9 protein-coding genes are annotated in these 13,973 nt (G+C 39.9%); 6 read left to right on the forward strand and 3 right to left on the reverse strand.

Annotated features, from left to right (window positions below; genetic code table 11):
* Nucleotides 1-171 precede the first annotated feature (171 nt).
* Nucleotides 172-1,467: a tetratricopeptide repeat protein gene (locus tag QQK06_RS15355; protein WP_284245645.1), complete on the forward strand. Its 1,296-nt coding sequence runs from the start codon at nucleotides 172-174 to the stop codon at nucleotides 1,465-1,467.
* Between the two features lie 105 nt (nucleotides 1,468-1,572).
* On the opposite strand, the gene QQK06_RS15360 is transcribed toward QQK06_RS15355, so the two are convergent.
* A complete protein-coding gene (locus tag QQK06_RS15360; protein ID WP_284245647.1) occupies nucleotides 1,573-3,897 on the reverse strand; it encodes an immune inhibitor A domain-containing protein in 2,325 nt (774 codons plus the stop codon).
* 335 nt (nucleotides 3,898-4,232) lie between these two features.
* Between QQK06_RS15360 and QQK06_RS15365 the strand changes: the two genes are divergently transcribed.
* Together QQK06_RS15365 and QQK06_RS15370 are read left to right on the forward strand one after the other, a co-directional pair.
* The gene (locus QQK06_RS15365) at nucleotides 4,233-5,975 is read left to right on the forward strand and encodes a Na+/H+ antiporter NhaC family protein (RefSeq protein ID WP_284245648.1); all 1,743 of its coding nucleotides are present in this window, start codon (nucleotides 4,233-4,235) and stop codon (nucleotides 5,973-5,975) included.
* Between the two features lie 115 nt (nucleotides 5,976-6,090).
* Complete coding sequence (locus QQK06_RS15370) at nucleotides 6,091-7,557, forward strand: HDOD domain-containing protein (protein ID WP_284245649.1); 1,467 nt, start codon at nucleotides 6,091-6,093, stop codon at nucleotides 7,555-7,557.
* Nucleotides 7,558-7,578: 21 nt separating this feature from the next.
* Here the strand turns inward: QQK06_RS15370 and cobA are convergent, their stop codons facing one another.
* A complete protein-coding gene (gene cobA, locus QQK06_RS15375; RefSeq protein ID WP_284245650.1) occupies nucleotides 7,579-8,379 on the reverse strand; it encodes a uroporphyrinogen-III C-methyltransferase in 801 nt (266 codons plus the stop codon).
* A 238-nt stretch (nucleotides 8,380-8,617) separates the two neighbouring features.
* Here cobA and QQK06_RS15380 point away from each other — a divergent pair, with 238 nt between their 5' ends.
* Together QQK06_RS15380 and QQK06_RS15385 are read left to right on the forward strand one after the other, a co-directional pair.
* A complete protein-coding gene (locus QQK06_RS15380) occupies nucleotides 8,618-10,882 on the forward strand; it encodes a putative bifunctional diguanylate cyclase/phosphodiesterase (RefSeq protein ID WP_284245651.1) in 2,265 nt (754 codons plus the stop codon).
* Nucleotides 10,883-11,027: 145 nt separating this feature from the next.
* Nucleotides 11,028-12,041, forward strand: a complete 1,014-nt coding sequence (locus tag QQK06_RS15385; protein ID WP_284245652.1) for a response regulator — start codon at nucleotides 11,028-11,030, stop codon at nucleotides 12,039-12,041.
* Nucleotides 12,042-12,071: 30 nt separating this feature from the next.
* Here the strand turns inward: QQK06_RS15385 and suhB are convergent, their stop codons facing one another.
* Nucleotides 12,072-12,875 (reverse strand): inositol-1-monophosphatase, encoded by an 804-nt coding sequence (gene suhB, locus QQK06_RS15390; RefSeq protein WP_284245653.1) that lies wholly within the window; start codon nucleotides 12,873-12,875, stop codon nucleotides 12,072-12,074.
* A 357-nt stretch (nucleotides 12,876-13,232) separates the two neighbouring features.
* Between suhB and trmJ the strand changes: the two genes are divergently transcribed.
* Nucleotides 13,233-13,973, forward strand: coding sequence for a tRNA (cytosine(32)/uridine(32)-2'-O)-methyltransferase TrmJ (gene trmJ, locus QQK06_RS15395; RefSeq protein WP_284245654.1), 741 nt, complete (start codon nucleotides 13,233-13,235; stop codon nucleotides 13,971-13,973).

The following is a 13,973-nucleotide window of genomic DNA, read 5'->3' on the forward strand; positions in this document are numbered from 1 at the left end:
AATAAGCAAGACGCTGCGAGTCCTTCCATGGAAGCTCAACACCAGCATCCATGCTGGTGATGCTTGCTGTTATTACCGTAGCAACATCTTTATTTATCAAGGGATTAAGATCGCCCGAGATTAATAACCAAAATTCAAAGGCATATTGCCAAATAAAAATAGAGGTGAAAAATGAAAAAGTTACTTTGTTCATTACCTTCAGTACTTGTTGCTGGAGCAATTTATCTGGCGCCGAGTATGGTAGCCGAGTTATCTGTTGCTCAGGCAGAAGAAAATAGCAAGGCATCGGTACGAGTACCTGCGATGCGCAACCGGGTTTATACCCAGTTGGCGCGCGCCCAGCAAATAGCCGATCAAGGTGACAAAGCAGCAGGGCTTGCAGTGCTTGATGAAGTAAAAGGGCGTATCGACAGTCTAAACAGTTATGAAAAGGCGATGTTATGGAATTTCTACGGTTTTATGCATTACGGAGCTGAAGATATGCCAAAGGCGATTGTCAGTTTTAAGCAGGTTATAGCGCAGGAGGCGATTCCTGAGTCATTACGCTTGTCAACGTTATACTCTCTCGCGCAACTGTCGATGCAGCAGCAGGATTATCAGGCAACCTTAGGTTATTTATCCAAATGGCAATCACTTAATAGCAAACCGTTATCTGCGGACCAGCATATTTTATTTGCTCAGGTTTATTATCAAAGTAAAGATTTTGCTAAGGCGTTGACCTCAATTCATAATGCAATGGAAGTCGCTAAAGCAGATAACAAACCACCGAAAGAAAACTGGTTAATTTTACAACGGGCAAGCTATTACGAATTAAAGCAGCCTGAAAATGTCACTAAGGTGATGGAGCAGCTGGTACGCTTATATAGCAAACCAGAGTACTGGTTACAGTTAGCTGGCATGTATGGTGAAATTGGTGCAGAAGATAAGCAAATGGCGGTGATGGAAACTGCCTGGCAGGCAGGGTATGTCTCGAAACCTCAGGATATTATCAGTTTAGCCCAGCTCTATCGCTATCATGGTGCGCCATATAAAGCGGCAAAAGTGTTAGATGAGGCGATTGCTCTGGGCAATGTGGTAGCAAGCGAAAAACATCTGGAAATGTTGGCGCAATCTTATATTGCGGCCAAAGATGATGCTAAAGCGATCCCTGTATTAATAAAGGCGTCAGAAATTGTAGAAAATGGCAAATATGATGCACAGTTAGCGCAGGTTTATTTAAATAGCGAAAAGTGGAGTAAAGCAATTGATTCGGCAGAGCTGGCGCTGGAAAAAGGTGACATCGCTCGGGTTGGTGACATGCATTTAGTGCTTGGCATGAGCTATTTTAATTTACAAAAATTTGATGAATCGCTTGCTGCGTTTAAGGCGGCAGAAGGTATCAAGTCGTCAGAGAAAACTGCAAAACAATGGCATAAATATGTTAAACGTGAGCAAGGGCAATACGAGCGTTTGGCGATGTTGAATTAGTTAAGAAAAGTGGCTTGACCGTTGATTAAGTCGTTTATCAGATAAAAAAGCGCCTAAAAGAATTAGGCGCTTTTTGCATAAAGAATAAGGAGTTAAGTCTAGGACTTATTTATAGATCATAATGCGACCGACAGACTTGTCTTTGCTCTGACCGGTAACACGGATCTTTAAGCCATAGTTCGGAATATTACGACCTGCATCAGGAATATCATTACTGATAAATTGCACGCTGTCGTCAAATACCGGATTACGTTTAGTATAGTTATCACGTAATTCAACATCCCAGACGTCTTTCAAGTCTAAGAACATTTTTTCTGACTTATCTAGGCTAAAGGTAGCATCATGGATTTGATAACGTGTTGAAGCAGCGGTTTTATCACTCCATGTATTGGTGTGACGATCTGCATCCACAACCCCTAAGAAACCATCCCCTGGGTGAATACCAACCCAGTTCTCACTGTATGAATTATCAACGTACCAAAGTAGTAAACCTTCGTTAAATGGCATAGTTTCACCACCAACATTAATATGGGCTAAACCTGCATCTATACCTTGATGTGTACGCCATTCAGCTAGATAGTAATGCTCGCTGTAGTTAACCCCTTTATTAGTAGTAAAACCATCGAAACCAAACGGTTCTGCGTTAGCGTCATCGGCATTTGCTTGTGCTAATGTACCAGCATCTGTTTCAACAGAAAAATCATCGATGTAAAGACCAGGATTGGCTACATAGCCATCTGTTTCATAGGCGAAATACAATGAGATGGTATCACCAGTAAACGCTGATAAATCAAATTCAGCATCAACCCAGCCGTTTGAACTACCGGTAATCGCATTACCGCGGTTTTGGTCGTTAGGGTTCGTATCTGTGGTGATGTTACCAGGTAGGAAACCTAGGAAGTTATCCGCTGAATCAAAAGCATAAACATAGGCGTAATCCCAGTCAGCTTCAATATCATACCAGGCTTTAAATTTAGCTGTAGCTGACGTTGCTGCTGTTAGATCGACAGAAATAGCCATGCTATTAAATAAATCATTACCTGTACCACTAAAATATGCATACTCGCCACTAGTAGGGGTAGTTACTACCGTTTCTTTCTCAGGCAAATTAATGCGGATCGCATCGTTATTGGTGCCTTTGCTGACTGCTTGGTCTAATAAACCGGTAACGCCTTCAGAAGTAATATCATCGATATTAACTGTTGCACCGTGTAACCAGTTACCGCCCATGCTGTTTTGTAAAAATTCTTTTGCCCAAGCACTAAAACCTGAAGGCTCGGTGCCACCTAAACGGCCAGCCCAGCTACCGCTTGACATAATTGACCAAGATGATACTGGCTCTCCACGTCCGGTATATTGCGTATCATACTCATCCGGTAAACCTAAATCATGACCATATTCATGACTAACAACACCCACTGCACTATCTGCTGGTTGTACTGTATAGTCGTAAGCACCCATTGCGCCGCCCCAGTATGGTACTGGTGTTGACGTGCCAGGTACGGCAAATACGCCACCTAGGTTCCAGCGGTGTGCCCAAATAGCATCTTCACCTAACTGACCACCACCGGCTTCTTCACCGACACTCGAATGGAATACCATAACATGGTCAACTAATCCGTCCGGTTCCCAATAGTTGCCGTCACCATCTAGATCAAATCTATCTTCGATGTCAAAGTCGCTTAAATCTACGCTAGGATCTGCTGCAGCTGCAGTTAATGCTTCACGGATTAAACTGCGAATATCGCCATCTTCGTTGTTACCATAATAAGCGGCAGGTTTTTCTGCCATGTACCAGCCAGCAACAGTACCTTCAACTGAATAGCTGCCACCAGACTGTGCTTCATAATACATCTTCATTGAGTTAGCGTGATGGCCATTTGGTGCTACCCAAGCTTCCTCACCGAATAATAATTCAGCGTAATGATCTGCAGTGTAATCCTCATAGTACATGCCAGTTTCACCTGGCTGAATTGAGTTATGTGGGAAGTCAGGGAATTCCATTAATACAGCAAGAATTTTAGCTGTACGTTTGTCACCATTATATGGTTCTAATACCATATTAGCTGGCGCATTTTTTTTCGCTTGTCCTAATTTATTACCTTTACCGTTTTGTAATGAATTAGTCAGGCTATGTGACTTGTCAGATTTAAATTTGGCGGCAATGGACAAGTCTACAGGGCCGGCTTTTGCTCGTTCTTGCTCTTGTCTTTCTTTTAAATAGCCGCGTAAGGCGTTTTCCGCATCATTTAATGATGCATTGGCAGAAATTTTACCTGACTTTTTAAGCATCTCGATAAGCTTGTGCTCATCGGCTATTGCCATGTCAAAGGCTCCACTTTGCTCGTTAGTTGGTAGATTGGTTGCGTTGAGGACGCTAGAAAATCCCACTAAGGCGAGTGCTAGTGGAATTCTTTTAGTTTTAAACATGTGAACCCCATTTTTAAGTTATTGTTATAATTTAATTTATTATAATTATTTTGTTTGTTGTCTTAGGCCATAATGAAATTACAGTCTAAACAAGAACTAATCAGTCTAGTTACCAAAATGTAAATGTTCAATAACATTTTAGTAGCAAAATCTAATGTTTTTTTTTATCCATTTGATTATTAATGAAATAAAGTGTTAAAGAAATGTGTATTTGGTGTTGGTGCTAAAATGTTTTTTTATTGCTGTCGCTTAATCGCTTCATTTTTGAGTCACTATTTCGTTTTACCTGACAAAATGCGATATTAAGGAAAATTTTTTAATGATGTTAAGTGCTTATGCCGATTAATGTTAACCTTTTTTCCAACCTCAATCGTATGGCGTTATTTTTACTGATCGCCAGTATCGGTGCGGCGCTTTATATTCATTATCAGGTGGATAAAACCTGGTTAGAACAAAGCTATGTCTACAATATTTACGATAACCAGCAAGGGCAAAAGGTTTATCGATATAAGGGCAAGGAACTACTAGTTGGTGAACTAACCCCTTATCAGCAGTCTGCAATTAATCAGCAGCAGCTAGCCAAAGTCACTGATAAACCTGCGCTGGAGCAACAATGGGTAGTTGATCACCAAGATCAGATAAAGTTATTAAAGCCAGCATTTCATTATGGTTTATGGTCTTTGCTACCAGCATTCATCACTATCGCATTATGTTTAATTACTCGAGAACCTGTAACTGCACTTTTGGGCGGTATAGTGGTCGGCGCTTTGATGCTCGGGGAGTTTGATTTAACTGATAGTGTGATCATTCCAAATTTGGCTAATGAAGGGGCGGTAGGTTTGTTACTGCTTTACTTGTGGTTATTAGGGGGGCTATTAGGTATCTGGTCAAAAACTGGCGCTGCTCAGGCATTTGCTCGTCATATGACAGAACATTATGTTAAGGGGCCGCGCTCGGCTAAGCTAGTATCCTGGTTTATGGGGGTGTTGTTTTTTCAAGGGGGGACGATGAGTACCGTGCTGGTAGGAACAACGGTCAGACCATTGGCTGATAAGGCGAAAGTGAGTCATGAGGAAATGAGCTATATTGTCGACTCGACTGCATCACCTATTGCTTCTGTGATTGCTTTTAATGCCTGGCCGGCTTATGTTCAGGCGTTGCTCTTTGTCCCTGGTGTGACATTTTTAGCGACTGAAGCCGATAGAATAGCGTTTTTCTTTGCCAGTATCCCTTTTAGTTTCTATGGCATTATTGCCGTCATTGGTACGTTGCTGCTGAGTTTAGATATCACTACTTTTTCAGGGAAAAAAATCCGACAAGCAAGAGAACGAGTTTTATTAACCGGGGAGCTAGATGCGCCAGGTGCTAAACCGTTAAGTGCCAAGGAGCTGAAATCCTCTATGGTACCACCTGATTATCGGGCACATTATCTCGAATTTATTTTACCTTTAGCGGCTTTAGTATTAACGGCAATTATGACATTTGTGCTGTTTGATGCACCGAAAATAAATTGGGCATTTGGCGCCGCACTTTTGCTCTCTGCTTTTATTGCGTTAGCAAAAGGCATGTCATTAATGGATGTTATGGATGGCTTTGGTAACGGCTTAAAAGGTGTGGTAGTTGCTTCAGTGATCTTGATGTTAGCTGTGGTTATCGGCACGTTAAGTAAAGAAATTGGTGGCGGTTTGTATTTAGTATCGCAATTAGGGGAGCAATTGCCATTTTGGGCTTTACCAGTGATTTTACAACTGATCACTATGGTCATTGCGTTTTCTACAGGCACCAGTTGGGGCACATATGCAGTAGCATTTCCGCTTGCCATGCCGTTAGCCTGGGCGGTTGCTCAGTCGCAGCAACTGGCAAATCCAGAGCTTTTTATGATGGTATGTTTCGCCACTGTGCTCAATGGCAGTGTCTATGGTGACCAATGCTCACCAATTTCTGACACCACCATTTTAAGTTCAATGACGACAGGGTGTGACTTAATGGATCATGTTAAATCTCAAATTGTCCCGGCAACTTATGCCGCGATTTTCGCTGGTTTTTTATGGACACTTACGGTGTTATTGGTTGCTTAACTGGATAATTGAGATTGCTAAGGTTAATTAATTTGTCATTTTGGTCGATAAAGGTTGTAACAGCTAAGATAAAAGACTAAATATTAAGTAATCTTTTCAATAAAAGAGTGAACATTTGAATAGCTTAAATTTAAATACTAAAGATCAATGGATTGAATTTATAGCTCAACAGGAATTGCCTGCATTAACATCTATCGCTCGTTTGTTAGAAAAATTTGAAAACGATGATGTTTCCTCTTTGCCTAAATTAAGCCGCGCGATATTGCATGATCAGGCGTTATCTTCATGTGTGATTAAAGTAGCCAACAGCAGTAATCGTATCGGTGTTTCTAACGTAACTACCGTATCTCGAGCGACCGTAGTATTAGGTATTCAAACGGTAAAAAATATTTGTTTAACCTCAAAAATTATCGATGGCCTATTAAAGAATGAAGAACTTGGCGTGCCTATTTATAATAGAGTAAAGCAACTGATGGCGCGCTCTTTTTATGCTGGGCAGCTGGCGAAAATGATGGTGCCGGAATACGGTGATGATATACAGGAAGAGCTCTATCTTGCCAGTATGTTACATAATGTCGGTGAAACTGCATTCTGGGGTATAGGCGATGAAATTAATGGTGAAATGCTTAATTATATTCATTTGCCAGAAAAGGATTATCAGGAGAAGTGTCAAGAGCTCTTAGGAGTTACCTTTGAAGAGCTTAGTGTTGGTCTTGCTAAAAAGTGGCGTTTGGGTGAATTATTAGTGAAATCTTTTGATGAGCCTGAAGTGCGAACCAAAGAAATGCAGGTGATTTTTTTAGCAACAAAATTAAGCCAGTTTATTGATACACCACCGGATTCTGCTGCCAGGTTTGATCGGGTGTTAAAAGAAATTGCTGCATTAATGAAAATTAATGAACGTAAGTTGCGTTATCAAATTGAACTAACCCGCGAACGTTCAGTTAAGCTGTTAAATTCTTATGGAGCTTCGGTATTAATCGATTACTTAAAACCAATACCCACATTGGGGGATTTTAATGCGGCATCTGAAGCCGCACTGACAACTGCAAAATTAAGTAAAGAAGCGATCCAACTGGAAGTGATTCAGAATCTCACACAGTTGGCGGTGACCAGCCAGGATATAAATGAGTTTTTACAAACTTGCTTAATAGGTATCGCGCAAACGTTAGCTTTTGATCGAAATTGTTTTTTATTTCTCTCTAAGGATAAGTCACAGATAAGTTGTCGTTTTTCATATAATTGTTTTGCCAGCAAAGAAGAATACAGTTTTGCTACTAACATTCTTCACAGTAATAATGTTTTTAGAAAAGCCTTACTTGATAAAAAGGCGGTATTGGTGAATTCGTTAACAGATGCTAAGGCCCGTGATTTAGTGACGCGTGATATTGAAGAGATGTTAAGTGACAATAAGCTGATCACTGCCCCCGTTTGTATTGATGACAAGACTATTGGCTTAATTTGTAGCATTAAAAATAAAGTCAAAGGTGATATTACTCCTCAGGAAGCAACCATCTTTCAATTACTTATTCAACAATTGAACATGTGCTTGTCGATGGTGAGTCGTCGTAAGTCGGGTTAATAAGCGAAAGTCATATTGGTATTAGGCTTGTTCAGGAGTTAAATAGCCGATATTAGCTAAATTAGCTTCGCTAAAGGTTTTAACGACATCACCAATTACAATCAGTGTCGGTGGCTTGATGTTGTGTTCAGCAACTAAATCACTTAGTGTTGCTAACGTGCCACGAAAAACTTGCTGTTCAGGTGTTGTACCTTTGTAAATCAGCGCTGCAGGTGTATTAATGGCGCGCCCGGCACTAATAAGTTGTTCTGTAATAATAGGTAAACTTTTGATCCCCATATAAAAAACAACCGTTTGTTTTTTATCACTTAAGGTTTGCCAAGGAAGGTCGAGTTCACCGCAGTCTTTGACATGACCGGTAATAAAGGTACAGCTTTGTGAAACTTGTCGGTGGGTCAGTGGAATAGCAACATAGCTAGTACAAGCTGATGCGGCGGTCATGCCCGGTACAATATGACATGCGACCTGATTGGCTAGCAAGTGCAGTGCTTCTTCACCGCCACGACCAAACACGAAAGGATCGCCTCCTTTTAGACGAACCACTCTCTTTTGTAATTTTGCCTGCTCAACGAGTAACTGATTAATACCTTCTTGTGGCACTCTGTGTTCAGCTTGTTTTTTACCGACATAAATTTTTTCTGCCGACACAGGTACTAATGCCATAATCTCTTTACTGACCAGGCGATCATATATAACTATATCGGCATGTTGAATAAAGCGGTATGCCTGCAACGTCAGTAAATCTGGATCGCCAGGGCCAGTGCCAACTAAGGCAACTTCACCGGCGATAAAGGCTTGTTTTGCAGGGTTTGGATTGTACATTATGATACTACTTCAAAAATTATGTCTGAGTATAATCTTAAGATGTCTTTAGCTGCCGATCCATTACATTCGTATAAGTAATTAGATGCTTTTGCTCTTAGTTATGATTTGCATTAATGTGCTAAGTATCTTAATTTTGAGTTATCAAAGGCCATTAAAACAATTAACCAGTTGCACAGATGGAATTTTTTTGCCTCAGCGCCTGTCCGTTAAAGAAAGAGAGGAAACGGAAATCTCTATGAATTCTATTGTTAAACCTTATTTACTGAAAGCCTCATTGTTTGCTGGTCTTGCCATTTTAATGGGTCTTGTGCTTTCTGCTATTGTTTATCAATCGACGGTGAAAGTGAGAAATAATGCCATTGATTTGGTGGAATACCGTATCCCGATTTTAACCAGCATTAATGAATTAATCTCAGACTTGAGTGAGCAAGAAAGGATCATTTATGAATATTATCGCTCACAAGACGATGAAATCTTTTTAACCGAAGCTCAGCAGGTGAAGCAGACCTTTGCTATGCATTTTACGGTGATCCAAGCACAACCTGCCTTTAGAGAACAAGCTCTGATTATAGATGCTAAGCAAGAGCAGATTGTTCGCTTATTTGATCAGTTTTATTTGGCGATGCAGCTAGATGAGGACAATTGGGATGACATGCGGGCGATATTACGGCAAATTTCGCAATTACGTCGAGATTTATTACCGACGTTAAAACTGATTGAGCAGCAAACACAAGTAACAGTAGAGCAAGGTCACCAAAAAACGTTATGGCAAATGACAGTGGCTCACTGGATTGTTGTGGCCTATGGTGTGTTTATTGTTTTAGTTGCCGCGGTGGTTTCCTGGTACATAAGACAATATATTCTGGCGCAGGCGAAAAGTACGCGTTTAGCGTTGTTTTCACAGCAAAATCCTAACCCTATCATCAGTGTTAATAATTTAGGTGAAGTGACTTATGCAAATCCAGCATGCGCCACGCTGTTAAAGACAGTTGGCTTTGACCCTGATGAAAGTCAGTTACTGTTACCTAGTAATTTTTTACCCCTAAGACAAGAAATTGCCCAACAGACGAATAATAGTTTAGTGTTAGAACGGACGTTAGCTGGGCGCATTTTACAAATCAGTATTTATTGGCATAAAACGTTGGATGCTTATGATATTCATATTAAAGATATCACTGAGCATCGTTTGGCAGAGCAAGAAATTAATCAGTTAGCTTTTACCCGTCAGGAAACCCAATTACCTAATCTATATCGTTTAAATGAACGACTGACTGGTTTAGTCGAGCAAGAAGTGAAGTTTTCATTGGGGGTGATTGCTATTCGCCATTTTGATGAAAAAGTGAGTACCTTCGGTGGTGAAGTAGTATCAGTGTTGGTGCAAAAGTTTGCTCAAGTGGTTGGCCAAACATTACCAACAAGTGTTGAGTTTTTTCATATCAGTGAATATGAATTTGTCGTGCTTTGTCGTGAATCTTTATCGACGTTGCAACTGCAAAAATTGGTTAAACGGATCTCCCCCCAGGCAGAACAAGCCTTAGTTACTCAATATGGTGAGTTTTTTGTTGAGTGTGATTTTGGTTTTGTTTTGTCTCCAGTCCACGGTGTTGAGCCGGATGGTTTACTAAAAAATGCCCATATAGCATTATCTATCGCCAGCAAAAATGAACATGAAAATTATTGTTTATTTGACCCTAAATTTGCCAATGAAGTACAAAAAAGTGCGCTACTTATTGATAAATTACGTCAAGCGGTATTGGCTAATGAGATTTTCTTGGTTTTTCAACCACAGTATTCGTTAACTGCGGAAAAAATTACCGGTGTTGAAACTTTAGTACGCTGGAAGCACCAGGAAGAAATTATCTCACCCGCAGATTTTATCCCGTTAGCTGAAAAATCAGGATTGATAGTTCCTATTGGTCAGTGGATTTTAGAGCAAGCATGTTACTTTGCCAAAAGCTTAATCACTCAAGGCTATAATGATATAGTGGTTGCTGTTAACGTCTCACCACGACAGTTCTCTCATCCGCAGTTTGTACAAACGGTCAAAAATGCATTGCAGTTAAGTGGGTTACCTGCACGTAACCTCGAGCTGGAAATTACAGAAGGTGTCTTTATGCATCAAGAAAGTAATACCATTTCGCTGTTACAGCATTTAAAAAACTTAGGTGTGGAACTGTCGATTGATGATTTTGGCACTGGCTATTCTTCATTATCTTATTTAAAAGAGTTTCCGGTTGATAAATTAAAAATAGACCAATCATTTATTCGAGAGTGTCACCAAAATGAAGAAGATAGGGCGATTGTTAATACAATCGTGAATCTAAGTAAAAATTTAGGTTTATCTATCATTGCCGAAGGCGTTGAGAAAAAGCAGCATGTAGAGTTTTTACAATCGATTGGCTGTGATGAAATTCAGGGTTACTGGTTTGCAAAACCTTTAAGTGAGAATAGCTTATTAAAATTTTTAGCGGATAAAAGTTCATTGACGGGAGTAGGGTAATAATTGTTATTTATGACATAAACCTACAATTTTTGTGGAATTTTAAGTACTAGCTTCTAAACTGATGGATAGGATTAATGGATTAAAGAAATATTTCAATCGTTAAATGCGGGAGAATATTTCTATTACTTGGGAGCTTATTTCAATGGAGAGTGATATTCAGGTTTTAGCTGTAGATGATATACAGTTAATGTGTCACTTTGTGTATGAAGCCGTGATGGATCTTAAAGGATTTAATTGTATTACTGCGTCTGATTATTATACCTCAGAAGCGCTATTACAAAGTAATCCCGTTGATATTGCAATATTAGATATTAAGCTAAGGGACGGCTCTGGGTTAGAATTGGCGAAAAATATTAGAAAGGGAAAATATAACTGTAAGAACGACATTCCTATTTTTATTTTTACCGGCAATGCTTACCAAAAAGAAATTGCCGATTGTATGAAATACGACATTAATTCTGTTCTAGTAAAACCTTGTAACTTATCCACCATACAAAAACGCGTTCAGGCTAACCGTAAACAATTGATCAAAGTGTCTTCCCCCGATCATTATTTAGTGATGGCCGAACTCGAAAAAGAAGAAGAGCAGAGAAAAAAAGCCGCATTAGAAATGGAAGAACAAAAACAGGCGTTAATGCGAATTAATGCAAAGTCAGGCAATAGTTACAGGGCTAATGGAACGTCTTCATTTGTGACCAAAGAAAGCAGCGGTCATTCAGTATTTAAAGATAGAATCATTAAAAATAAGAAAAAGCATGCGGAACCACAGATTTTGTCTTGGCCTAAAGGCAGAAGTACTGGATATTTTCAGTTAGATCGCCGATTGAAAAGTATTGAATACAACATTAATGCCTTATATGCCTTAAAAGGCAGTATTAGTAATAGGCAGGCGGCAGTCGCCGAAGTTGAAAAAATTAGACAGACTTTAGATAACATAGAGTTTATCGCATCTAAATTAAGAAAAAGTTATCCGACTGATTGTTTATGGGACGTATTATTTAGACTATTAAAGCACTTTAAAGAGATCCCGATTGAATCTTTAGTAAGTCGTAATAGTAGTGGAGCATCACCTGGGCTTGATGTCATTGCTTTAATCGAAGATGCTTGGGAAAATATTTTAAAAGAAACGAAGAACAGAAGTTTAAATAGTGGATGAAGCCTTCGTGCTACATCCACTAATTTCACATTACTTAGATAATGCTGTGCCAAGGTGAGGGCGAATATCTTTTAATATTTCTTTCAATAATCGTGAACTGGTTGCGACGATATTACCGGATTTTACGTAATTGTGTCCGCCAGTAAAGTCAGTAACTAAACCACCAGCTTCAATCACTAATAATTCACCTGCTGCAGTATCCCAAGGTTTAAGTCCAATTTCGAAGAAACCATCAACGCGGCCTGCGGCAACATAGGCAAGGTCTAAGGCTGCTGAACCTGCTCGGCGCATATCAGACGTTTTAGTAAATAACGCCTGAAACATATTAATATAAGCTGGCATGTGCTGTTTTTGTTTGAACGGAAAACCAGTAGCTAAGACCGCGCCGGCTAACTCTTTGTTTTGCTTAACGCGGATACGGAAACCGTTAAGTTGAGCGCCTTTACCACGGCTGGCCGTGAATAATTCGCCACGAATAGGATCATAGATAACCGCTTGATCTAATTTGCCTTTAACTTTTAATGCAATCGAAACGGCAAAATGAGGAATGCCTTTTACAAAATTGGTTGTGCCATCAAGGGGATCGATTATCCACTGGTAATCACTATCTTTACCATCAGAAACACCAGTTTCTTCACCAATGATAGAATGCTCAGGATAAGACTTACGGATAGTGTCAACAATTGCCTGTTCAGCGGCAATATCAACATTAGTTACAAAATCGTTAGTCCCTTTTGATTCCACTTCAATTTTATCTGCTTGTTCAAACGCACGTACAATAACGTTGCCCGCAGTACGCGCAGCGCGCACAGCAATATTTAGCATTGGATGCATACCATCACCTTAATAATTAACCAATTTTGTCAAAGAACAAAGCATAACTTCCCCACTCGGAAATTTGCGGCGCGCATTGTAACAAAAAATTAATTGAAAAGCGATAAATTTGCAGGTATCACTGTTTAAACATTAATCGCAATGGATAATGTTGGTCACATAACAAGATTAGCTTGAAGCACCTGATAGAAAAAAATTGCATATCACAGATTGCATCGCACTATGAATTAGCTAAATAAATCGTGATTTTTTCTCAGCACAAGCGTAGTGTTCTATGGTATTATTGCACCAATTTTTTAGCCGTTTAGATTGTTAATAATGGCTTAGTGATTCAGTGTAATTGAGATATTTAAAATAATGTTAGATTCTGTTCGTATTGTTTTAGTCAATACTTCTGATTGTCGTAATATTGGTTCAGCGGCAAGAGCAATGAAAACCATGGGCTTAAGCCAGTTAATTCTGGTTGACCCGATTGAAATGCCAAATGGTCAGGCCCAAGCACTAGCGGCTGGGGCGACTGATGTATTGGCTAGCGCAAAAGTGGTTGCCACATTGGAAGAGGCGATCAGTGATTGTGGCTTAGTGATCGGCACTAGTGCCCGCTCTAGAACTTTGCCATGGCCTATGCTTGGACCGAGAGAGAGCGGTGAAAAACTGATCAGTGAAGTCAGTGATTATCCGGTCGCTTTAGTATTTGGTCGGGAAAGTAGCGGTTTGACTAACGAGGAGTTGCAGCTTTGCCATTTTCATGTGCAAATTCCTGCGAATCCAGAATATAGCTCATTGAATTTAGCGATGGCAGTTCAAACTCTGAGCTATGAAGTGCGTATGGCATTTTTAGCTCATCAAAATAAGGCGTATCAATCAGCTGATGATAATAGCGATGAATATCCAGTGGTTGCTGAAACAGAACGCATGTTTGAGCATTTTGAACAGGCATTAAAAGCTACCGGATTTATCGTACCAAGTCATCCCGGTTTAGTTATGACCAAGCTGCGACGTTTTATTAATCGAGCTCGTCCTGATACGAAAGAAGTGAAAATGTGGCGCGGTATGCTTTCTTCTGTGGAAAAAGCAGCCAAACGCAGCCAAGAGTAA

It is taken from the genome of Thalassotalea insulae, from assembly GCF_030161395.1.
Lineage (GTDB): Bacteria > Pseudomonadota > Gammaproteobacteria > Enterobacterales > Alteromonadaceae > Thalassotalea_E > Thalassotalea_E insulae.

Coding starts and splice junctions, on each gene's coding strand:
- suhB (WP_284245653.1), bottom strand. CDS start 12,875: ATGCATCCAATGCTAAATATTGCTGTGCGCGCTGCGCGTACTGCGGGC.
- QQK06_RS15355 (WP_284245645.1), top strand. CDS start 172: ATGAAAAAGTTACTTTGTTCATTACCTTCAGTACTTGTTGCTGGAGCA.
- trmJ (WP_284245654.1), top strand. CDS start 13,233: ATGTTAGATTCTGTTCGTATTGTTTTAGTCAATACTTCTGATTGTCGT.
- cobA (WP_284245650.1), bottom strand. CDS start 8,379: ATGTACAATCCAAACCCTGCAAAACAAGCCTTTATCGCCGGTGAAGTT.
- QQK06_RS15385 (WP_284245652.1), top strand. CDS start 11,028: ATGGAGAGTGATATTCAGGTTTTAGCTGTAGATGATATACAGTTAATG.
- QQK06_RS15365 (WP_284245648.1), top strand. CDS start 4,233: ATGCCGATTAATGTTAACCTTTTTTCCAACCTCAATCGTATGGCGTTA.
- QQK06_RS15380 (WP_284245651.1), top strand. CDS start 8,618: ATGAATTCTATTGTTAAACCTTATTTACTGAAAGCCTCATTGTTTGCT.
- QQK06_RS15360 (WP_284245647.1), bottom strand. CDS start 3,897: ATGTTTAAAACTAAAAGAATTCCACTAGCACTCGCCTTAGTGGGATTT.